This is a genomic window from Sulfitobacter faviae (assembly GCF_029870955.1).
GTDB lineage: Bacteria > Pseudomonadota > Alphaproteobacteria > Rhodobacterales > Rhodobacteraceae > Sulfitobacter > Sulfitobacter faviae.
Map to the genome: position 1 here is coordinate 34,067 of NZ_PGFQ01000001.1, position 20,372 is coordinate 54,438.

Sequence of the window (20,372 nt, forward strand, 5' to 3'; positions counted from 1 at the left end):
TCAGCCCGCTATGGTGCCACCGCCAGAAAGGATTGCACCGCCTGCGCCAAGATCACCGCCACCACGCCGTAGACCGTAAGCCACAGCCGCCGTTCCAACCGCTCCATCATCTGCTCAATCCGGTCGAGCCGCTTTTGCATGTTCTCCCGGTGCACCGCGCTGAGCGCCTCATGCGCTTGAAGCCGCAACCCCGGCGCGCATTCGAAGCGCTCGATTTCACGCAGCTCAGGCATCATCGGCCACCGCTGGAAGCCCCAACAGGCTGCGTTTCTCCGCATTGCTCAGAAACGCCGCCGCAGACACCCGCGCCCATTGCGCATCACGCTCCGCAGCCAATGCAGGCACTTGATCGAGGTCCGGCTTCAAACTCACCGCCGCCCCCAAATACCCGCTTAACCACTCCGCCAGCGTCGCCGTCACCCGTGTCGCCAAAGGCAGCACTGTCAGACGATAGAACGCCCGATGCGCCTCTTGATAATTCGCGTAAGTGGCATCGCCCTGCACCCCGATCAGCATCGGCGGCACCCCAAAGGCAAGCGCAATCTCCCGCGCCGCACTCTCCTTGGTCTTTTGAAACTCCATATCCGAGGGCGAAAATCCCATCGGCTTCCAGTCGAGCCCACCCTCCAGCAGCATCGGCCGCCCGGCATTGCGCGCGCCTTGGTGATGGCTCTCCATCTCGCTCACCAGCCGGTCATACTGATCCTCGCTCAGCTTGCCCTGCCCCTCGGCCCCGCGATAGACGATCGCGCCGGAGGGCCGCGCGGCATTGTCCAACAATGCCTTCGACCAACGGCTCGCCGCGTTATGCACATCCATTGCCATGGCCGCCGCCTGCATGGGGCTGAACCCATAGTGATCGTCCTGGGGGTGAAAGTTGCGGATATGACAAACCGGCGTCGCCGCACCGCTTGCATCGAAACGGTGCTTGCGCCCGCCCACCGCATATTCATAGGCGATAGGCCAGCCATCCGCCCCCGGCACCACCCTCATCCGGTCCGAGCGAAGTACATGCAGTTCTACCGGCAAACCGCTCTCACCGCCCACGGCTTCGACATAGCCATCGCCGCTCAAAAGCATCTGCCCATACAGCGCCTCAAGCATCTCCGCCCGGCCTTGGCCCGCATTCGGGCGGCGCATCAGTTCGATCAGCGGGTGTTCGTCATAGCGCCGCGCGCTGTCCTGCACGACCAGCGGCAACGCTGCGGCAGCCTCAGCGATCAGCTTGACCGAGCGGAACCCAACCGGATTGCCACAGAACCCGGCACGCGTCAGGCTCACGCTATCGCGCGGGCTCCAAGCGACACGGCCCGAGGACTGATAGGCGACGACCGGCCCCGTGGCGGATGCTTTGCGCTCTGCTGTCTCACCTGCCGCCCCACGCCGTAGAAAATCGAATACCATGTCGTCGCTCCTCATTCTGCCCGGCCCCGGCGGCGAAGACCTGCCCCGCATTGCCCGGCGTTGTCAGACTTTCCCTGAAATCCCTTAACGCTGGAGAAACCCACCGTGCGCTGCCCCGCGCAACAGCCCGCTCACAGGCTCCGCACCCCCGGGCTGCGCCACTGCGCGGCAGGCTCGATCATCAGCTCATGCAGCGCCCAGACCAGCGCATCGGCGCGGTCCGGGCTGCCCTTGCCCTCGTACCCCCGCGCCGTCATCAGACACATCTGATCCTCCAGCGCATCGAGCCCCGGCAAATGGCTCACCCGGCCCTGCTCATAAAGCGCCGCCACAGGCTCGGCCCGCGCCACCTTGCCCCGCGCCGCATGCACGGTCTTGAGCGAGACCAGCGGATCGACCTGCCGCAAGACCTCGGCCACCAACTGCCCGCCCTGATTGACCTCAGCCACCAACCGATCCGCCCCGTAGCGCGTCATCGCCGCAATCGCCGCCTGCGCCCAGCCCATCGGCGTGGCCCCCTGCACCGTGCAATCGGCCAGCACCACCGCCCGCCAATCCTGCGGCGGCCCCTTGGTCTGCGCCCCCACCACCACGATGCCACATTCATCCGATCCCGCCCCGCTGGTCGTGGCAGGGTCAAGGCCCACCACGATGCGGTCCAACTCCGGCGCCTCCCGCAGCCGCCCCGCCTCTAACAAGGCCGAGGTCCACAGCGCCCCTTCGGCATCGGCCAACAGAACCCCGTCCAACTCCTGCCGCCCCAGCCGCGTGCCCCGGTAGCGCGCCCGCACCTCTTCAAGGAACGACCCCGCCAGATTGGCCGCATTCGCCTCCGTCGGCGCATGGGTCGTGACCGTCGAGGGCGCGGCCAAAAGCGCCTTCAACACATCTACGTTGCGCGGTGTCGTCGTCACGCAGACCTGCGGGCGCTCCCCCAAACGCAGCGCAAACTGCAACTGGTCCCAAGCCTCCTGCCCGCGCTTCCACTTTGCCAATTCATCCACCCAAGCCGCATCGAACTGCGGCCCGCGCAGCCCTTCGGGGTCATGCGCCGTATGCACCGTGGCAATCGCCCCATTCGGCCAGACCAACCGCTTGCGCGTCGCCTCCCAATCGGGCCGCCGATCCGGCGGGCTACAGGCCAGAATGCCGCTGTCGCCAAAGATCATCACCTCGCGCACCTGCTCGATGGTCTCGCCCACCAGCGCCACGCGACTGCACGCACCGGGGTCAAGCGGTCGGCTCCCCTCAACCTTGCTGCGGACCCATTCCGCCCCGGCCCGCGTCTTGCCCGCGCCGCGCCCGCCCATGATCACCCATGTCCGCCAATCGCCCTCGGGCGGCAGTTGGTGGTTGAGCGCCCAGAACTCAAACAAAAAAGGGAGAGCCAGAAGCTCTCCCTCACCGAGTTCATTCAGAAACTGCGCCTGGGTCTGAGCATCGGCGCAGGCGATCCAGCTTGCACCCGATGTCAGCCCGCGCTTTGTCCATGTCGAGGGCATAGCCCCCGCGCGCGATTCCAGCTTGTCGGTTCCGACAGTCATTCAGCGTGTTCTCCGCTTTCAGGCAATGCGCCAGCAGTCCCGCCACTTTGGACGTTTTGCCAGACACCGCAGTTTCCTTGAGTTCCCCCCGGACCGGGCCTGTTCCGTCAGACCTTCGATTTCCCGACGCAGCGCGCCGATTGCTTCTTGGAGACCGCGCAGGATTTCCGCGCTGTCTTCCGTCTCTTGCTCCGGGGTAATGATCGTCATCGCTTTACCTCTCGTTGGTTATCCCCAACCGAGCAGACACAAAAAAACGACCGCCGGGTCACCCCGGGGCCGTTTGCCCATGTCCTCTAGCGTGCCACAAGTCCTACGTCAGACCGTCCGCAAAGTCAAGAAAAACTGTGTTAACAAGACCTTACAGAGGCGCGCGGCAAGCTCTCCGCGCGAATAAAAACCCCGCTGTCTCCAGCGGGGTTTTCAGGTGGTCTCAGTTTCCGCCGGTTGAGGCATTGCCCGCCGCTTCCGCGCCGCGCTCCGCCTCAATTTGACGCCAGCGTGCGACGTTGCGGTTATGCTCGTCCAAGGTTTCCGCAAAAGCGTGCCCCCCGGTGCCATCCGCCACGAAAAAGACGTAGTCCGTCTCCGCCGGTTGCGCTGCGGCCATCAAGCTCGCCCGGCCCGGGTTGGCGATGGGCGTGGGCGGCAGACCGTCGATCACATAGGTGTTCCACGGCGTCTCTGCCCGCAGTTCCGAACGGCGCAGCCCGCGGCCCAGCACGCCCTTGCCCTCGGTCACCCCGTAGATCACCGTGGGGTCGGTCTGAAGCCGCATCCCTTGGTTCAAACGGTTCACGAAAACGCTCGCCACCTGCTCACGTTCGGCGGCGACACCGGTTTCCTTTTCGATGATCGACGCAAGGATCAGCAGATCCTCGGGCGTCTCGATCGGCAGATCGGGGTCGCGCGCTTCAAAGGCTTCGGCCAAGAGCACCTCCTGCGCCGCGGCCATCCGTGCAATCACCTCGGCCCGGTCGTCGCCCGGACGCACCTCATAGCTATCGGGCGCGAGGCTGCCCTCTGCCGGAAGCTCCTCAACCTCGCCGGTCAATTGCTCGACCTGCTTGAGCGCTTCGACAACCTGCCAGCTGGTCACCCCTTCGGCCAATGCCACACGAAACCGCGTGTCATTCGCACTCGAGATTTCGGTATAGGCTTCGGGAGCTTCTTCCTCACCCGGAGTGAATTCCGCGCGTTCGACAAAACGGCTGGTGACCGGGTCCAACTCACGGACCTGCACGCTCACCCGGTTCACCCCGATGCGATAGACAACCTCAGTACCGCAGGTGCTGGCCCCGCCTTGGGTCACGATGTCCACGATCCCCTGCATCGACGTGCCGGGCTGAACAAGAAAGCTGCCCGCCTTCAGGCTGCTCGACTTCTCCTCGTAATCCGCGCCCATGCGAAAGATCGCGGGCGAGGAAACCGCGCCCTGCTCCTCAAGGTTCTGGCTGACCTGCCGCATGTTCGAGCCGCGCTCGACCTGCACACAGATCGCCTGTTCCAACGGCCCTTCAGAGACATAGGTCGACTTGCCCCAGAGGATGATCCCCCAAGCAGAAACAGGCCGACCAACAGAAACGTCACGGCGTTAGAGGCGATATGACGCCACATTTAGCTGACTTTCCCGAACAGAACCGATGCGTTGGTGCCGCCGAAACCAAAGGAATTGCTGAGCGCCACGTCGATCTTGCGCTCGACCTTCTTGTTCGGCGCCAGATCAATCGGGGTTTCCACCGCCGGATTGTCGAGGTTGATCGTCGGCGGCGCTACCTGATCGCGGATCGCGAGCATGCAGAAGATCGCCTCGATCGCGCCCGCGGCACCCAAAAGGTGCCCGGTGGCGGATTTGGTCGACGACATGGTCACATTGCCCGCCGCATCGCCCATCAGACGCTCGACCGCGCCCAGCTCAATGGTGTCGGCCATGGTCGAGGTGCCATGCGCGTTGATGTAATCCACATCCGAAGGCTCCAGCCCCGCGTTCTTCAGCGCTGCACGCATGGAGCGTTCGCCACCCTCGCCATCCTCGGAAGGGGCGGTGATGTGATGCGCATCGCCCGACAGGCCATAACCCAGCACCTCGGCATAGATCTTGGCACCGCGCGCCTTGGCGTGTTCATACTCTTCCAGCACCACGATGCCCGCGCCCTCGCCCATGACGAAACCGTCGCGGTCCACGTCATAGGGGCGGCTGGCCTTTTGCGGATCGTCGCCGCGTTTGGTCGAGAGCGCCTTGCAGGCGTTAAAGCCCGCCATGCCGATCTCACAGATCGCCGCCTCGGCACCGCCTGCGATCATCACATCCGCATCACCGTATTTGATCAGCCGCGCCGCATCGCCGATGGCATGGGCGCCGGTTGAACAGGCGGTCACGACCGAGTGGTTCGGCCCCTTAAAACCATAGCGGATCGACACCTGACCCGAGATCAGGTTGATCAGCGCGCCGGGCACGAAGAAGGGGCTCACGCGGCGCGGGCCTTTTTCATGCATCATGACGGCGGTATTGGCGATGGAGTTCAGCCCCCCGATGCCCGAGCCGATCAGAACGCCGGTGCGTTCCTGATCTTCCTGCTCGGTCGGCTTCCAACCCGAATCCTCAACCGCCTGCTGGGCGGCGGCCATGCCGAAGAGGATGAAGGTATCGACCTTGCGCTGCTCTTTCGGCTCCATGTATTTATTGGCGTCGAAGGTGCCATCGCTGCCATCGCCCAAGGGCACTTCGCAAGCGTATTGAGTCACCAGTTTGCTGGCATCAAAGCCGGTGATCGGCCCGGCCCCGGACTTCCCATCAAGGATCCGTTTCCAGCTTTCTTCCACGCCGTCCGCGAGCGGGGTAACCAAACCCAAACCCGTTACTACAACTCTGCGCATCTCAGTGCCCCTTGCCGATAATGTCTCGGCGAACCTCTTACCCTGCAAAAGCCTGTAGGCACAAGCATATCGGCGGGGGTCCGCAGGCAGAGCGCAAAAACGCCGATGGCCCGAATCTCAGGGGCCGTCGCCCGATTGGGGCTCAGCCCGGCGGGCCGCGCCGGGTCATCAGATGCACCGCACCGCCCGCCATCTTGACGTCGCGCAGCCCCTGATAGCCAAGCGCCCTCGCGATCCGCAAAGCGGCCTCATTCCCCGCAGAGATCATGCAGACCGTGCGGCCCGTGATCACCCGATCAAACCACTCATGTGCCGCCCGGGCGGCCTCGGCCCCAAGCCGCTGGTCTTGGGCCTGAGGGGCCAAGACCAGCCGCGCCTCGGGGTAAGTGTCGAAATCCTCACCGAAATTGCGGGAGCCAAAGACGAAACCCGTCTGGCCCAGCATCTCGCGCTGGCGATGAAGCTGCACCGCCCACTGTCCAAAGCCGGTGATCTGCCAATGGCCCGCGTTGCGCAGAAAAGCGTCCCATGACTGCCCCTTGGGCCGGGGCTGATCGAGGATCCGGTCCGCCACATCGGGCATCGCCCAAATCTCAGCATAGCGCTGAAAATCCTCGGCACGCATGGCGCGCAGGGTCAGTCTGGCGGTGTTGATGGTCGGGATCGTGCGGGACATGGGGTGAATTGCCTTCACGCTTGAAACTTCTTGGCGCAGACATGCGACCTCAGCTCCAAAGGGACAAGCCCGCCCCGTTCAGACAAATAAAAACGGCGTCATTCCGCTAGGAACAACGCCGTTCTCAAAACTCAAATTCGCCGGTTGCCCGGCAAAGCCTTAAGAGGCTTCTTTGATGAACTTGACCGCATCGCCAACGGTCTGGATGTTCTCAGCCGCGTCATCGGGGATCTCGATGCCGAACTCTTCTTCGAACGCCATCACCAGTTCCACGGTGTCGAGGCTGTCTGCGCCGAGATCGTCGATGAACGACGCATTCTCAGTCACTTTGTCCTCTTCCACGCTCAGGTGTTCTACAACGATCTTTTTCACGCGGTCTGCGACGTCGCTCATAATAAGTCCTCATGTCTTCGGGCCATTCAAGGCCCCTTTTGGTTTCCGCCCGCCGGTAATCGGCGTTTGGAGGATGCCCCAAAAGGGGCGGCTATTTCCTTGTTCGCACAAGGCGCAGGGGGTGATCAAGCACCCTCCGTTTCGATTCTGCGCCCCCTTTAGCACATGCGCCGGGCTTGGCAAACGCTATTGAGGCGCAGGGTCACAACATGGCCATACCGCCGTTCACATGCAAGGTGGTCCCTGTCACATAAGCGGCCTCGGCGCTGGAAAGATAGACCACGGCGGCGGCAATCTCATCCGGGTCGCCCATGCGGCCTGCGGGGATTTGCCCCATGATTCCAGACTTTTGCTCATCCGTCAGCTTGTCGGTCATCGCAGTAGTGATGAAGCCCGGCGCCACGGCGTTCACAGTGATCCCGCGGCTTGCCACCTCATAGGCAAGCGACTTGGACATGCCCACGACACCCGCCTTGGAGGCCGCGTAATTGGCCTGGCCGGGGTTGCCCGTGGCGCCCACCACGCTGGAGATATTGATGATCCGGCCCCAACGCGCCTTCATCATGCCGCGCATCACCCCTTTGCAGAGCTTGAAGGTCGCGGTGAGGTTCACGTTCAGCACCGAATTCCACTCGTCATCCGACATGCGCATGAAAAGATTGTCGCGGGTGATGCCCGCATTGTTCACCAAAATATCGACCGAGCCCATGGCCTCCGCCGCCTGTTTCGGCAGCGCGTCCACGGCCTCCATATCGCTGAGGTTGCACGGCAGCACATGGGCGCGTTCGCCCAACTCGGCCTTCAGCGCCTCAAGCGGTTCGGTCCGCGTGCCCGACAGGCCAACGGTAGCCCCTTGGGCGTGCAGCTTGCGCGCAATATCCGCGCCGATGCCGCCCGAAGCGCCGGTGATCAGGGCATTCTTTCCTGTAAGATCGAACATGTCTCTTCCTTTATTCTCTCAAAGGGCGCGAGGCCCCGACGCGGCGGAAATCCCGCCTATTTTCATGCCTCAGGCGTCAGACGCGGCCTCAACCTCATCCGGCGTGCCGATGCTGCGGGTGGCGACACTTTTGTCGATGCGCCGGATCATGCCCGAAAGCGCCTTGCCCGCGCCGATCTCCCACGCCTCTGTCACGCCCTGCGCGGCCATCCACTCGACCGAGGAACGCCAGCGCACGCGGCCTGTGACCTGTTCAACCAGCAACTCCCGAATGCGGGCGGCGTCCGACACCGCCTCGGCGGTGACATTGGCGACCAGCGGCACGGCGGGATCGTTGAAGGTCACCTCGCCCAATGCTTTCGCCATCTCTTCCGCAGCCGGCCCCATCAAGGGGCAATGGAAGGGGCGGAGACGGGCAGCAACAACGCGCGCTTGGCCCCGGCCTCTTTCGCCATGGCAACGGCCCGCTCTACCGCGGCCTTTTCGCCGGAGAGCACGTTCTGGCTCGGGTCATTCTCATTGGCGACCTGACAGACGGCCCCTTCGGCGGCGGCTTCGGCCAGTTTCTCGGTCTCTTCGATGCCGAGGCCGAGAATCGCCGCCATGGCGCCCTCACCCACCGGCACGGCGGCCTGCATGGCCTTGCCGCGGATGCGCAGCAGCCGCGCGGTGTCCGCGAGCGACAGCGCGCCCGCAGCGCAGAGTGCCGAGTATTCGCCAAGGCTGTGCCCGGCCACAAAGGCCGCCTTCTCGACACTAACACCCTCGGCCTTCAGCGCGGCCATGGCGGCCAATGAGGTCGCCATCAGCGCGGGTTGGGCGTTCTCGGTCAGGGTCAGCGTGTCGATGTCGCCGTCCCAGATCAGCTCCGACAGTTTCTCGCCCAAGGCCGCATCGACCTCGTCGAAAACGGCGCGGGACTCGGGGTAGGCTTCGGCCAGATCGCGGCCCATGCCGATGGTCTGGGCGCCCTGCCCGGGGAAAACGAATGCGATGCTCATGGTTGCAGCCTCTTATTAGCGATTTCACCCGATGTATCGCGTCCCATGCCGCAAGGGCAAGCCCGTCCCGGCCCGCGCGCCCGCGCCGGGGGTTGCCGTGGCCGGGAAACCGTGTATACGGGCGCTTCCTTGCACAGCATATGAACCGCGCAGACTCTCGTGGTGGGGAGCAAGGATGAACGCCCCGCCTATGAAATGCGCCTTGATACAAATAGGAGTGCACATGCCGCTTTATGAGCATGTTATGATTGCGCGTCAGGACCTGTCCAACACGCAAGCAGAGGGCCTCATCGAACACTTCGGCACCGTTCTCGCGGACAACGACGGCAAGCTCGTCGACAGCGAGTACTGGGGCGTCAAGACGATGGCCTACAAGATCAACAAAAACCGCAAGGGCCACTATGCCTTCCTGCGTTCGGACGCACCCGCGACAGCCGTGCAGGAAATGGAACGCCTGATGCGCCTGCATGATGACGTGATGCGCGTCCTGACCATCAAGGTCGACGAGCACAAAGAACTGCCCTCCGTGCAGATGCAGAAACGCGACGAACGCGACAACCGTCGCGAGCGCCGTTGATCGCCAGCTTGAAGAAGAGGACATAAACCATGGCTGCAAAACCATTTTTCCGCCGTCGCAAAGTCTGCCCCTTCTCGGGCGACAACGCACCTGCGATCGACTACAAGGACACACGTCTGCTGCAACGCTACATCTCTGAGCGTGGCAAGATCGTTCCTTCCCGCATCACCGCCGTATCGGCCAAGAAACAACGCGAGCTGGCCCGGGCCATCAAACGCGCACGTTTCCTCGCCCTGCTGCCCTACGCCGTCAAGTAAGGAGAGAGCACATGCAAGTTATCCTTCTGGAACGTGTGGCCAAACTGGGCCAGATGGGCGAAGTCGTGGACGTAAAGCCCGGCTATGCCCGCAACTACCTGCTGCCGCAGGGCAAGGCGCTGTCGGCCTCCAAGGCCAACGTCGAGGCCTTTGAGGGCCAGAAAGCCCAGCTCGAAGCACAGAACCTCGAGACCAAGAAAGAAGCCGAGAAACTCGCCGAGAAGCTGAACGGTCAGCAGTTCGTCGTGATTCGCTCCGCTTCCGACGCCGGCGCGCTCTACGGCTCCGTCACCACCCGTGACGCCGCCGAAGCCGCGACTGCCGAAGGTTTCTCGATCGACCGCAAGCAGGTCGTTCTGGGCAACCCGATCAAGGAACTGGGCGTGCATGATGTGCGCATCATCCTGCACCCCGAAGTCGACGCCACAATCGAGCTGAACGTTGCACGTTCGCCCGAAGAGGCCGAGCTTCAGGCATCGGGCAAATCGATTCAGGAACTGGCCGCCGAAGAGGAAGCCGCCGCTGAATTCGAGATCTCCGAACTCTTCGACGACATCGGCTCTGCCGCTGACGAAGACGGCGACTCGGACGTGGTGCGCACCCCCGAGGGCGACGCACAGGACGACAGCAACAGCTGATCCGGCCTGTCCGATCTGACATGAAACGCCGCGCGGTCCCCCGCGCGGCGATTTCTTTTGCGCAGCCCCTCCAACCGCCCCGCGCGCGCCTCTGACGCAAACGCCTGTAAAAACAGCGCGATTTATGCTATGATACCTCTATTCAGCATGGAGGATGACACATGCGTTACATCACCATCACCACTTGGGAACTCGCCGACGGGGCGGATTACGACGTGGCCCTGCGCACCATCGAAGAAAAGCGCCTGCCCGCCCTAAAGGGCTTTGGCGCCAGCCGCATCACCGTGGTCCGCACCTCTGAGCGCACGAGTGCCGCAATCACCGAATGGCCCGACAGGGCCACGCGCGACGCCGCCGAACTCAAGATCGACGAGGTCCGACGTTCGGTAAAGCGCGAAGATCAGAGCCGCATGACCGGCGAAATGAAAGGCGAAATCGTCGCCGACGTTTAAGCATGGCGAAAAGCCGCGCCTGAGGGTCCAAGGCTTGGGCAAGGGGCCGCGTATCCTGCGCCTACGCTCTTGCCCGATGGCCCCCTTGGGGCGATCCTCGGGGCGAGATAACAAGCCCCGGTGCATCATGCCTCAGACCACACGCCGCATGTTCCTTTCCCTCATCGCCGCCAGCACGCTCACCGCCTGCAACGCCGCGCCCGAAGTCTCCCCCACGCCGCCGGAGCGCCCCGCCCTGCCGCTGCACCCGAATGAGACGCCAGAGTTGCGACGCAAGATCAACCACTGGGCCGACTTCTATGACCTGCCGCGCCCCTTGGTGCACCGTCTGGCCATCCGCGAAAGCACCCACAATCCCCGCGCCCGCAACGGCCCCTATTACGGTCTGCTGCAAATCCTGCCCGCCACCGCGCGGTCGATGGGGTTCCGGGGCAAACCTTCCGATCTTTTAGACGCCGATACCAATCTGAAATACGCGCTAAAATACCTGCGCGGCGCGTGGCTCCTGTCGGACGGTGACCATGGCACCGCCATCAAATGGTACGCCCGCGGCTACTATTACGAGGCCAAGCGCCGCGGCATGCTTGTGGAAACCGGCCTACGGGACGGGTGATTAATTTTCGGGCTTGCGCGGCCTCTCGCTTCGCCTCAGGTAGGTGTTAATCACGTCAAGAAGGAACGCCGCATGACCCTCCGCCTCAACCGCCGTCACTTCCTCGCCGGCACTGCCGGATTGCTGGCCCTCCACCCCTTCTCTCTCCGCGCCGCGGCCAATCAGGCGCATCTGCGGCTGATGGAAACGACCGACCTGCATGTGCATGTCTTTCCTTACGACTATTACGCCGACAAAGAGGTCGACACCGTAGGCCTTGCCCGCACCGCCAGCATCGTCAAATCGATCCGCGCCGAGGCGACCAATACGCTGATGCTCGACAACGGCGACTTTTTGCAGGGCAATCCGATGGGCGATTACATCGCCTATGAGCGCGGCATGAAAGAGGGCGACATGCATCCGGTGATCCAAGCGATGAACGCGCTTGGCTATGACGCCTCGACCCTGGGCAATCACGAGTTCAACTACGGGCTTGATTTCCTGATGAAATCCCTCGCCGGGGCCGACTTCCCGGTGGTCAGTGCCAATGTCGTCAAAAAGGTCGGCGCCAAACCGAGCGACGATGACACGCTGGTCAAACCCTATGTCCTGCTCGACCGGATGTTGACCGATGGTGCCGGTGAGATGCATCCGATCAAGATCGGCATCATCGGCTTCGTCCCGCCCCAGATCATGAGCTGGGACCGCCGCCACCTCGAAGGCAAGGTGCAGGCCCGCGACATCCTCGAGTCCGCCCGCGCATGGGTGCCCCAGATGAAAGAGGCAGGGGCCGACATCATCATCGCGCTGTCCCACTCGGGCATCGGTGCGGCCAAGGAAGAGGATATGATGGAGAACGCCTCTGTCCCCCTCGCCGCCGTAGAGGGGATCGACGCCATCATGACCGGGCACAGCCACCTCGTCTTCCCCTCGGGCAGCTATGCGGACTATCCGGGCGTGGACGTTAGCGAAGGCACGATCCACGGCAAACCCGCCACCATGGGCGGCTTCTGGGGCAGCCACCTCGGCCTGATCGACCTGATGCTTGAGCGTGACGGCAGCGGCTGGCGCATCGCCAGCCACAGCGCCGAGGCGCGCGCGATTTCACAGCGCAACGAAGACCGCTCAGTGATGCCGCTGGTGGAAAGCGATGCCGAGGTGCTTGCCTCCGTCCAACAGGAACATGATGAGACGCTGGCCTATGTTCGCCGCGCCGTGGGCAAGACCGACGCCAATCTGCACAGCTATTTCGCGCTGGTAGCGGATGACCCTTCGGTGCAGGTCGTCTCCAACGCGCAGCGCTGGTATATCGAACAGATGCTTAAGGGGACCGAACATGAGGGGCTGCCGATCCTCTCTGCTGCCGCCCCCTTCAAGGCCGGTGGCCGTGGCGGGCCGGAGTATTACACCGATGTGCCGAAAGGCGATGTGGCGATCAAGAATGTCGCCGACCTTTACCTCTACCCCAACACAGCCCGCGCGGTGCGCGTGACCGGGGCGCAGGTGAAAGACTGGCTCGAACGTTCCGCCGGCATGTTCAACCAGATCACCCCCGGCAAGGCCAACCAGCGGCTGCTGAACCCCGAGTTCCCCAGCTACAATTTCGATGTGATCGACGGGGTGAGCTATCAGATCGACCTCAGCCAGCCTTCCAAATTTGGCCCCAAGGGCACTGAGGCAAACCCTGGGGCGAGCCGGATCGTGAACCTTGAGTTCGAAGGGCACCCCCTTGATCCCAAAGCCGAATTCATCATCGCCACCAACAACTACCGTGCCAGCGGCGGTGGGGCCTTCCCCGGCGCGATGGGCGATACCATCGTGTTTGAAGGGCCCGACACCAACCGCGACGTGATTGTGCGCTATATCGTCGAGAAAGGCACCATCAGCCCCCGTGCCGATGGCAACTGGCGCTTCGCGCCGTTGGAGGAAACGAGCGTAATGTTCGAAACCGGGCCAAAGGCGGCGGACTACGTCGATGAGGTGACAGGGGTAGAAATGGAACAGGTAGGCGACACGGAAGACGGCTTCGCGCAGTTCCGGATTACTTTGTGACCTCCCCGCTGCGTATTAGCATCTGACATTGCCACATAGAGCAGCGCCTTCCCTTGGGGGCGTTGCAACGATGGTGGCCTGCGGTCGCCCCCATCGCACACAACTGCTGCGAATTTTCGAGACCTTGCAAATCGCCCCCCCGGGGTGCCCCCGGGCGGGACATCGACAGTAGGTTCGGTAATCCTTCACGCCCATCCAGAGTGACAGGCAAAGGCCACGCTTCTCACCCAGCCCAAACGAAACAGGGGCGACGGTTTCCCGTCGCCCCTGCTCCAAAATCTGATCCGGTAAGACTTATTCGTCTTCCAGCTCTTCAACAGCTTTCTGAAGCTCTTCTTTCGAGATCTCTTTCTCGGTCACCTTGGCCTGTTCGACCACGTGATCGACAACCTTGTCCTCGAAGATCGGCGCGCGCATCTGCTGCTGCATCTGCTGGTTCTGCTGCACGAATTCAAAGAACTGACGCTCCTGACCCGGGTACTGACGCGCTTGGTTCATGATCGCTTGGGTCATCTCGGCGTCGGTCACCTGAACGTCGGCTTTCTGGCCCAGCTCGGCCAGCAGCAGGCCCAGACGGACACGGCGTTCAGCCAATGTCTTGTGCTCGTCTGTCGGCTCGATCTCGGGGTGATCGTGGCCTTCCACATCGGGGTTTTCCTCGTGCCACAGCTGATGCGCGATCTGCTTGGCTTCGGCGTCAACCAGCGACGGCGGCAGGTCAAAGCTGACCTCTTTGTCGAGCGCGTCCAACAGGTTACGCTTCATCACGGCGCGCGATGCACCGGCATATTCCGCTTCCAGACGCTCAGCGATCTGACCTTTCAACGCGTCGAGATCCTCGGCGCCGAATTTCTTGGCCATCTCGTCGTTAACCTCGGCGGCGACGGGCTCTTTCACTTCTTTCACGGTGCAAGCGAAGGTGGCTTCCTTACCGGCCAGATGCGCGGCCTGATACTCTTCGGGGAAATTCACGACGACGGATTTCTCTTCGCCCGCTTTCACGCCGACCAGCTGCTCTTCGAAGCCGGGGATGAAGGAGTTGGAGCCCAGCACCAGCGGGTAATCTTCCGCCGCGCCGCCTTCGAATTCTTCGCCGTCGACGGAGCCTTTGAAGTCGATCACAACCTGATCGCCATCTTCGGCCTTGGCACCCTCTTCGCGGGCTTTGAAGTCCTGCGCGGTTTCGGCAAGGCTTGCCAGCGCTTCTTCGACAGCCGCATCGTCAGCTTTGACCACCATCTTTTCCAGTTCGATCTTGCTCAGATCAACTTCGGGAATCTCAGGCAGTTTTTCGTAGGACATGGAGACTTCGACGTCGTCGCCTTCTTTCCAGTCCTCATTGGTCATCTTGACCTCGGGCTGCATGGCGGGGCGGTCGCCGGTCTTTTCGAAGTGCTCGTTCATGGCGCCGTCGATGCTTTCCTGCATCGCTTCGCCCATGATCCGCTGGCCGAACTGCTTTTTCAGCAGCGCCATCGGCACCTTGCCCTTGCGGAAGCCCTTCATCTCGACTTCGGGCTGCGCTTCGGCCAGCTTCTCGTTGACCTTGGCTTCAAGCTCATCGGCGGTGACGGTGATGTTGTAACCGCGTTTCAGACCTTCGTTCAGCGTCTCGTTGACCTGCATGTGTGCTCCATAGGGTAAGGCCGCGCGGCGGGGGCGCGGGCGAAAATTTGTGTCCTTCTATGGGTGTTGAACCGCCTGCGCAAGGGGGTCCGCGGCCCATCGCGCCACATCCGCAGAATTCGCCCCCACCCCCGCCGGACAACCCTGTGCCGGGTTACACCAAAAGCACGGCGACATAGGCCACATAGGCCAGCGCAAAGAGCGCCCCCTGCCCGCGTGTCACGCGCCCGCCAAAGGCGCAGGCGATCAGCGCCACCGTGGCCCCCAGCATCACCCAAATATCGAGCGCGGCGATCTGCGCAGCCACCCCCACCGGCTGGATCAGCGCGGTGATGCCCAGCACGCCGAGGATGTTGAAGATGTTGGAGCCGACCACATTGCCCAATGCCACATCGCTCTGCCCGCGCCTTGCGGCGATGACCGACGTGACCAATTCCGGCATGGAGGTGCCTACGGCCACGATGGTCAGGCCGATCACCGCCTCAGACAGCCCCACGGCCTGTGCGAGGGCTACAGCCCCAGTGACCAGAAACCGCGCCGAAAGAATGGTCAGCAAAAGCCCACCCAGCAGCCAGACGAGCGCCAGCCAAACCGGCGCTTGATCCGGCAGCGGCTCCATCGCCTCTGCCCCGCTTCGATCGCTGCGAAAGGTGTAAATCAGATAGGCCGCCAGCCCCGCGAGGGCGGCGCCCCCCGCAAGCCGATCCACCTGCCCCAGCAGCACAGTGCCGAGGCAAAGCAGGCTGGCCGACAGCATGACCGTCCCGTCCCGCGCGAAACTACGTCCGGAGATGGCCACCGGGGCGATCACCGCCGCAAGGCCGAGAATCAGCAGGATATTCGCGATGTTCGACCCCACCACATTGCCAAGCGCGATGTCCGGCGCGCCCAGCAAAGCCGCCTGAACCGAGGTCACCAATTCCGGGGCCGAGGTGCCAAAGCCCACCACCGTCAGCCCGATCACCAAGGGCGACATGCCAACCCTCTGCGCCAGCGCCACGGCGCCGCGCACCAGATACTCACCACCGAGCACGAGTCCCAGCAGACCACCAAGGACAAACAGAATGTTCACGGGAAAAATCTCATCGGCCTCAGACCATCGGGCGCCGCGGAGACCGCGCAGACGCCCGATGCAAATGGGGATAGGCCGGAGGCATTCAAGGCCGCGCGGAAAATTCAGGTCCGCCGCGGCAGGGCGCTCACATGCCCAAGGCTTCTTTGTACATTTCCATCACCGCTTCTTCTTCGGCGATGTCGTCCTTGTCGCGCTTGCGCAGAGCGATCACCTTGCGCAGCACCTTGGTGTCGTAACCGCGCGATTTCGCTTCGGCCATCACCTCTTTTTGCTGTTCGGCAAGGTCTTTCTTCTCGGCGTCCAAACGCTCGATCCGCTCGACGAACTGGCGCAGCTCATTGGCGGTGACCCGGTAGGTCGCATCGCCTTGGGATTCGACGACATCGGGATTGGTGCTGGTATCGCTCATGGGAAGTCCTCACGGAATGGCTGGCTCTGGCGGGTTTGACTACAGGCTGCACGCCCAGCCCGCAAGCGGGACTTGCCCCCTTGGCGGTTTGGCGTAGCTCTGCCGCCATGGAAAGCGCAAACACATCTATTTTCGATCTCATGGTCTGGGGCGGCGCCGGCCTATCCCTTTTGGGATTGCTCGGTCTGGGCTGGTGCATCATCAAGGTGAGCCGTGCAAAACGCGCGCAGCTCGACGATGAGGAGATGCGCGTGGTGCTGCGCAAAGTTGTGCCGCTGAACATGGGCGCGCTGTTTCTCTCCGTGATCGGCCTGATGCTGGTGATCCTCGGGATTTCGCTGGGCTGATCGGCGCGTTTGAACGGCCCGCCCCGGCGGTGCTGGACAGGGCGGCTGCATCTGCTTAAATCGGCCCATGGATATTCGCCAAATCACCCCCCGCTATTTCGTCGCCCCGCAGATCGAGCCCGGTGACATGGAAAGCCTGCGCGCCCAAGGCATCACCCGCATCCTGTGCAACCGCCCCGACGCGGAAGTGCCGCCCAGCCATCAGGCCGCCGCCATGCGCGACGCCGCCGAGGCCGCGGGGATTGCCTTTGCCGAACAGCCACTGACGCACCAGACCATGACCCCCGATGTCATCGCCCAGAACCGCGCCCTTGGCGTGGAGACCGACGACACCGTGTTGGCCTATTGCGCCTCGGGCACCCGTTCGACCATCGCTTGGGCCTTGGGCCAGGCCGGAGAGATGGACAGCGACGCGATCATCGAAGCGGCACGTCAAGGCGGGTATGACCTTGAGAACATGCGCCCCATGCTGGGACAAAGCTATACTTGAGGTCTCTGCCGGTCCCCTTGGGGGCCGGTATTCTACGCCGCCGCGGTCAGGGCGCGGGCGGGCAGCTGCACCCGGAAGGCCGTGCCGGGCACATCCCGCAGAAAGCTGATCTCTCCGCCCAAGCGGCACATGATCTCACGGCAGATGGCAAGGCCAAGCCCCGCGCCATCGCCCTCCCCCGTGATGCGCGAGAACTTCTCGAAAATCAGCGCCTCCGACCCCGCGTCGATCCCATGGCCGTTGTCGACGAAATCAATCACCAGCCCCTGTGTCGTCACCCGCGGTGTGATCACCAGTCGCGGGTCATCCGCCGCGCAGTATTTGCGGGCGTTGGTGACGAGGTTGATAAAGACCTGCACCAGCCGGTCGAGATCGCTGGTCAGCACAATATCCTCGGCCTGCGGATCGCGCAGCACCTTGAGCGGCCGCGTGACCCCAGCCTGCGCCGTGGTCACCGCCAGATCCAGCAGATCGCGCAGGTTGCCCTCGCGCTGGTTCAGCGTCACCTGCCCGTTTTCCAGCACCGAGAGATCCAACAGGTCATCCAACAGCCGCGTCAGACGGATCGTCTCGCTATGGATAATCGTGGCATAGCGGTTCTTGTCGGCGTCCGTGAGACCGGGCGCATCGCGCAGGATCTCGGAGAACGAGCGGATTGAGGTCATCGGCGTGCGCAATTCATGGCTGATCTGACTGAGGAAACTGTCCTTTTGCAACGACAACTGCGTCAGCTTCTCATTGGCCGCGCGCAACTGCGCCGCCGTCTCGGTCAACTCGCGCGACTTGGCTTCCAACTGGCTGGAATACTCCAGCATCTGCGCGGATTCGTCGGCCACAGCCAGCAGGTCTTGGACCGAGACCGAGGCCCCGCCGACGATCTGCGCCACCATCGCATGGGCCGTGGCCGCCCCGACCGAGGCCGCCAACTCCCGCTCCAGCGCCTGCACGAATCGTGGCGTGGGCTCGGGCAGACGCCGCCCCTGCCCCTGCCGCTCGGCCTCGCGGGTGAAAAACGCCTGCGCCTCCGTCGCGCCCAAGATGCGCTGCGCCATGATCATCAGGTCTTCGCTGCCCGCGACCGAGGCCGTCCACCCCCGCGCCGGGCCGGAATGGTCAAAGACATTGACGAATTGCGCGCCCTGTAGCCGCTCCAACGGTGTGGGGAAGCTAAAGAGGGAGACGACGACGAAAACCAGCGTGTTGAGCGCAAGGCTCCAGACCACCGCATGCACCGTCGGGTCGATCCCCGCGATGCCAAAGAGCGCCTCGGGGCGCAGCCATGCGAGGCCCCAAAGCCCCTGCTCCAAGGTCGCGCTCGACAGGGCCACATCCGCGCCAAAGCTGGGCAGCAGCATGGTAAAGACCCAAAGCACAAAGCCCGTGCCCAGCCCGCAAAGCGCGCCGGTCCGCGTGGCCCCGCGCCAGAGCACCCCGCCCAGCATCGCGGGCAAAAACTGCGCCACCCCGCCAAAGGAGATCGTGCCAATCGCCGCCAGCGCCCCGCTGCCGCCCGAGGCGCGATAGTAGAGATAACCCAAGCCCACCACGCAGAAAATCGACAGCCGCCGCGCAAGGATGACGATATTGCGCACATCCCCGACTGCGTCGCCCCATCGCGGCGCAGCGCCAGCCAGATCGGCATGACGATATGGTTGCTCACCATGGTCGAGAGCGCCAGCGTGGCGACGATCACCATCGAGGTCGCCGAAGAGAAGCCGCCCAAGAATGACAACATCGCCAGCCCGTTCTGCCCTTGGCTGAGCGGCAGGCTCAGCACGAAGAGATCGGGGTTCGCGCCCTCAGGCATCAGGTCCAGCCCCACCACCGCGATGGGCACGACGAAAAGGCTCATCAGCATCAGGTACAGCGGGAAGGCCCAGCTTGCGATCTGCAACTGCCGCTCGTCGTCGTTCTCGACCACCATGACCTGAAACATACGCGGCAGGCACAAAAGCGCGGCCCCCGAAAGCACGGTCAACGCGGCCCAACGGCTGCCCTGCACTTGCCATTGCCCGATGTCTGAGGCGTCGATCCGCGCCAAGGTCTCGCCCAAGCCTCCGGCCAGACCCCAGATAACGTAGACCCCCACCGCCACCAGCGCCAGCAGCTTGACCACCGCCTCAACGGCGATGGCGATGACGACGCCGTGATGCCGCTCGTTCACATTCAGGTTTCGCGTACCGAACAGTACCGTGAACAGCGTCAGCCCCGCCGCGACCCAAAGCGCCGCCTGCCCCCGGTTGATCACATCGCCCCCCGCCTCGGCCAGCGGCACGTCGGCGGCGGCGAAGATTGACAGCGACAGGATAACCGATTGCAATTGCAGCGCGATATAGGGCGTCACACCGATCACGGCCATCACCGTCACCACGATCGCCAGCGTGTTGGACTTGCCGTAGCGCGATGAAATCAGGTCCGCGATCGAGGTGACGCGATGGCTTCGCCCGATCCGCACCAAACGGCGCAGCCCCCACCACCAGCCGATCATCACCAGCGAAGGGCCGAGGTAGATGGTCACATATTCCAGCCCCGAGCGCGCCGCATATCCCACCGCGCCGTAAAAGGTCCAAGCGGTGCAGTAGATCGACAGCGACAGGGTATAAACCAGCGGCGAGCGCAGCAGCCAGCCGCCCTGCCCGCGCAGGGCCGCGCGTTCGGCGGCGAAGGCCACGATGAAAAGCCCCGCCACATACATCAGGCAGACCGCGACCAACTGGTTGAGCGATACCATCAGCGCGGCCCGTCCGGCTGTGCTACATCCTCACCCGAGGCCACATCCCGCGTCCGCCGCCAGAGCGCCCATGTTCCCAAGATCAGCAGCGCCCAGACCCCAAAGAGATAGCGCAGCGCCACGCTCATCGGGATGGTCGGTGCGGTGGGGTCCGGGCTGCCCGCTGGCACGGGCCAAAGCAGCGGCACCATCCACAGCATCAGCCCCAGAAACGGCAGCAGGCGCACCGCATCCATCATCCGCCGCTGACGGTAGCCGCGTTTTTCCAGAAAGATCGGCCTACGGGGCATG

General features: G+C 63.4%; 20 protein-coding genes and 3 pseudogenes. 8 read left to right on the top strand and 15 right to left on the bottom strand.

Annotation, left to right across the window (positions count from 1 at the left end; translation table 11 throughout):
- Positions 1-8: 8 nt before the first annotated feature.
- The 10 genes and pseudogenes from CUR85_RS00220 to fabD form a co-directional block, all read right to left on the bottom strand.
- Positions 9-236, bottom strand: coding sequence for a GTA head formation protein, RCAP_rcc01685 family (locus tag CUR85_RS00220; RefSeq protein WP_425520103.1), 228 nt, complete (start codon positions 234-236; stop codon positions 9-11).
- Positions 226-1,404 carry a phage portal protein gene (locus CUR85_RS00225; RefSeq protein WP_067261861.1) on the bottom strand — a complete coding sequence of 393 codons (1,179 nt, stop codon included), beginning with the start codon at positions 1,402-1,404 and terminating at the stop codon, positions 226-228. The genes CUR85_RS00220 and CUR85_RS00225 overlap by 11 nt, the downstream gene beginning before the upstream one ends.
- Before the next feature lie 131 nt (positions 1,405-1,535).
- Positions 1,536-2,906 carry a DNA-packaging protein gene (locus tag CUR85_RS00230; protein ID WP_197470816.1) on the bottom strand — a complete coding sequence of 457 codons (1,371 nt, stop codon included), beginning with the start codon at positions 2,904-2,906 and terminating at the stop codon, positions 1,536-1,538.
- Positions 2,907-2,966: 60 nt separating this feature from the next.
- Positions 2,967-3,158 (bottom strand): hypothetical protein, encoded by a 192-nt coding sequence (locus CUR85_RS00235; protein WP_280320958.1) that lies wholly within the window; start codon positions 3,156-3,158, stop codon positions 2,967-2,969.
- Between the two features lie 223 nt (positions 3,159-3,381).
- Positions 3,382-4,565: pseudogene (gene mltG, locus CUR85_RS00240) on the bottom strand (endolytic transglycosylase MltG).
- On the bottom strand, positions 4,566-5,825 hold the full coding sequence (fabF, locus tag CUR85_RS00245) for a beta-ketoacyl-ACP synthase II (RefSeq protein WP_067261855.1): 1,260 nt from the start codon (positions 5,823-5,825) through the stop codon (positions 4,566-4,568).
- Between the two features lie 142 nt (positions 5,826-5,967).
- A complete protein-coding gene (locus tag CUR85_RS00250) occupies positions 5,968-6,501 on the bottom strand; it encodes a GNAT family N-acetyltransferase (RefSeq protein ID WP_067261853.1) in 534 nt (177 codons plus the stop codon).
- 159 nt (positions 6,502-6,660) lie between these two features.
- Positions 6,661-6,894, bottom strand: a complete 234-nt coding sequence (locus CUR85_RS00255) for an acyl carrier protein (protein ID WP_067261852.1) — start codon at positions 6,892-6,894, stop codon at positions 6,661-6,663.
- Positions 6,895-7,096: 202 nt separating this feature from the next.
- On the bottom strand, positions 7,097-7,834 hold the full coding sequence (gene fabG, locus CUR85_RS00260; protein ID WP_007119971.1) for a 3-oxoacyl-[acyl-carrier-protein] reductase: 738 nt from the start codon (positions 7,832-7,834) through the stop codon (positions 7,097-7,099).
- A gap of 69 nt (positions 7,835-7,903) precedes the next feature.
- Positions 7,904-8,835 (bottom strand): annotated as a pseudogene (gene fabD / locus CUR85_RS00265) (ACP S-malonyltransferase).
- Positions 8,836-9,058: 223 nt separating this feature from the next.
- Here fabD and rpsF point away from each other — a divergent pair.
- From rpsF to CUR85_RS00295, 6 genes are all read left to right on the top strand, one after another.
- Entirely contained in the window at positions 9,059-9,412 is a 354-nt protein-coding gene (rpsF, locus tag CUR85_RS00270; protein WP_067261847.1) for a 30S ribosomal protein S6, read from the top strand.
- A gap of 29 nt (positions 9,413-9,441) precedes the next feature.
- A complete protein-coding gene (gene rpsR / locus CUR85_RS00275; RefSeq protein WP_005852865.1) occupies positions 9,442-9,669 on the top strand; it encodes a 30S ribosomal protein S18 in 228 nt (75 codons plus the stop codon).
- 11 nt (positions 9,670-9,680) lie between these two features.
- Positions 9,681-10,307 (top strand): 50S ribosomal protein L9, encoded by a 627-nt coding sequence (rplI, locus tag CUR85_RS00280; RefSeq protein ID WP_067261846.1) that lies wholly within the window; start codon positions 9,681-9,683, stop codon positions 10,305-10,307.
- A gap of 161 nt (positions 10,308-10,468) precedes the next feature.
- On the top strand, positions 10,469-10,759 hold the full coding sequence (locus CUR85_RS00285) for a hypothetical protein (protein ID WP_067261844.1): 291 nt from the start codon (positions 10,469-10,471) through the stop codon (positions 10,757-10,759).
- A 127-nt stretch (positions 10,760-10,886) separates the two neighbouring features.
- Complete coding sequence (locus CUR85_RS00290) at positions 10,887-11,372, top strand: transglycosylase SLT domain-containing protein (protein ID WP_067261842.1); 486 nt, start codon at positions 10,887-10,889, stop codon at positions 11,370-11,372.
- 72 nt (positions 11,373-11,444) lie between these two features.
- Positions 11,445-13,403 (top strand): bifunctional 2',3'-cyclic-nucleotide 2'-phosphodiesterase/3'-nucleotidase, encoded by a 1,959-nt coding sequence (locus CUR85_RS00295; protein WP_067261841.1) that lies wholly within the window; start codon positions 11,445-11,447, stop codon positions 13,401-13,403.
- 294 nt (positions 13,404-13,697) lie between these two features.
- Here the strand turns inward: CUR85_RS00295 and tig are convergent, their stop codons facing one another.
- The 3 genes from tig to CUR85_RS00310 all read right to left on the bottom strand — a co-directional run bounded on the left by tig (position 13,698) and on the right by CUR85_RS00310 (position 16,513).
- Positions 13,698-15,029, bottom strand: a complete 1,332-nt coding sequence (gene tig, locus CUR85_RS00300) for a trigger factor (RefSeq protein ID WP_067261839.1) — start codon at positions 15,027-15,029, stop codon at positions 13,698-13,700.
- A gap of 154 nt (positions 15,030-15,183) precedes the next feature.
- Positions 15,184-16,101, bottom strand: a complete 918-nt coding sequence (locus tag CUR85_RS00305) for a calcium/sodium antiporter (RefSeq protein ID WP_067261837.1) — start codon at positions 16,099-16,101, stop codon at positions 15,184-15,186.
- A gap of 127 nt (positions 16,102-16,228) precedes the next feature.
- Entirely contained in the window at positions 16,229-16,513 is a 285-nt protein-coding gene (locus CUR85_RS00310) for a DUF2312 domain-containing protein (RefSeq protein ID WP_067261835.1), read from the bottom strand.
- Between the two features lie 107 nt (positions 16,514-16,620).
- On the opposite strand from CUR85_RS00310, the gene CUR85_RS00315 reads away from it, so the two are divergent.
- Positions 16,621-16,860, top strand: coding sequence for a hypothetical protein (locus CUR85_RS00315; RefSeq protein WP_168612596.1), 240 nt, complete (start codon positions 16,621-16,623; stop codon positions 16,858-16,860).
- Positions 16,861-16,927: 67 nt separating this feature from the next.
- Positions 16,928-17,350 (top strand): protein tyrosine phosphatase family protein, encoded by a 423-nt coding sequence (locus tag CUR85_RS00320; protein WP_067261831.1) that lies wholly within the window; start codon positions 16,928-16,930, stop codon positions 17,348-17,350.
- Between the two features lie 32 nt (positions 17,351-17,382).
- On the opposite strand, the pseudogene CUR85_RS00325 reads toward CUR85_RS00320, so the two are convergent.
- A pseudogene (locus CUR85_RS00325) lies at positions 17,383-20,081 on the bottom strand (ATP-binding protein).
- Positions 20,081-20,371 (bottom strand): hypothetical protein, encoded by a 291-nt coding sequence (locus CUR85_RS00330; protein WP_067261828.1) that lies wholly within the window; start codon positions 20,369-20,371, stop codon positions 20,081-20,083. The pseudogene CUR85_RS00325 and the gene CUR85_RS00330 overlap by 1 nt, the downstream one beginning before the upstream one ends.
- Position 20,372: the final 1 nt, after the last annotated feature.

What these genes read in the sequence shown, in the direction of transcription:
- CUR85_RS00225 (WP_067261861.1), bottom strand. Translation starts at nt 1,404, where the DNA reads ATGGTATTCGATTTTCTACGGCGTGGGGCGGCAGGTGAGACAGCAGAG.
- CUR85_RS00315 (WP_168612596.1), top strand. Translation starts at nt 16,621, where the DNA reads ATGGAAAGCGCAAACACATCTATTTTCGATCTCATGGTCTGGGGCGGC.
- CUR85_RS00285 (WP_067261844.1), top strand. Translation starts at nt 10,469, where the DNA reads ATGCGTTACATCACCATCACCACTTGGGAACTCGCCGACGGGGCGGAT.
- CUR85_RS00250 (WP_067261853.1), bottom strand. Translation starts at nt 6,501, where the DNA reads ATGTCCCGCACGATCCCGACCATCAACACCGCCAGACTGACCCTGCGC.
- CUR85_RS00220 (WP_425520103.1), bottom strand. Translation starts at nt 236, where the DNA reads ATGATGCCTGAGCTGCGTGAAATCGAGCGCTTCGAATGCGCGCCGGGG.
- CUR85_RS00320 (WP_067261831.1), top strand. Translation starts at nt 16,928, where the DNA reads ATGGATATTCGCCAAATCACCCCCCGCTATTTCGTCGCCCCGCAGATC.
- CUR85_RS00330 (WP_067261828.1), bottom strand. Translation starts at nt 20,371, where the DNA reads ATGCCCCGTAGGCCGATCTTTCTGGAAAAACGCGGCTACCGTCAGCGG.
- CUR85_RS00310 (WP_067261835.1), bottom strand. Translation starts at nt 16,513, where the DNA reads ATGAGCGATACCAGCACCAATCCCGATGTCGTCGAATCCCAAGGCGAT.
- CUR85_RS00255 (WP_067261852.1), bottom strand. Translation starts at nt 6,894, where the DNA reads ATGAGCGACGTCGCAGACCGCGTGAAAAAGATCGTTGTAGAACACCTG.
- rpsR (WP_005852865.1), top strand. Translation starts at nt 9,442, where the DNA reads ATGGCTGCAAAACCATTTTTCCGCCGTCGCAAAGTCTGCCCCTTCTCG.
- CUR85_RS00295 (WP_067261841.1), top strand. Translation starts at nt 11,445, where the DNA reads ATGACCCTCCGCCTCAACCGCCGTCACTTCCTCGCCGGCACTGCCGGA.
- tig (WP_067261839.1), bottom strand. Translation starts at nt 15,029, where the DNA reads ATGCAGGTCAACGAGACGCTGAACGAAGGTCTGAAACGCGGTTACAAC.
- fabF (WP_067261855.1), bottom strand. Translation starts at nt 5,825, where the DNA reads ATGCGCAGAGTTGTAGTAACGGGTTTGGGTTTGGTTACCCCGCTCGCG.
- CUR85_RS00290 (WP_067261842.1), top strand. Translation starts at nt 10,887, where the DNA reads ATGCCTCAGACCACACGCCGCATGTTCCTTTCCCTCATCGCCGCCAGC.
- rplI (WP_067261846.1), top strand. Translation starts at nt 9,681, where the DNA reads ATGCAAGTTATCCTTCTGGAACGTGTGGCCAAACTGGGCCAGATGGGC.
- CUR85_RS00230 (WP_197470816.1), bottom strand. Translation starts at nt 2,906, where the DNA reads ATGCCCTCGACATGGACAAAGCGCGGGCTGACATCGGGTGCAAGCTGG.
- rpsF (WP_067261847.1), top strand. Translation starts at nt 9,059, where the DNA reads ATGCCGCTTTATGAGCATGTTATGATTGCGCGTCAGGACCTGTCCAAC.
- CUR85_RS00235 (WP_280320958.1), bottom strand. Translation starts at nt 3,158, where the DNA reads ATGACGATCATTACCCCGGAGCAAGAGACGGAAGACAGCGCGGAAATC.
- fabG (WP_007119971.1), bottom strand. Translation starts at nt 7,834, where the DNA reads ATGTTCGATCTTACAGGAAAGAATGCCCTGATCACCGGCGCTTCGGGC.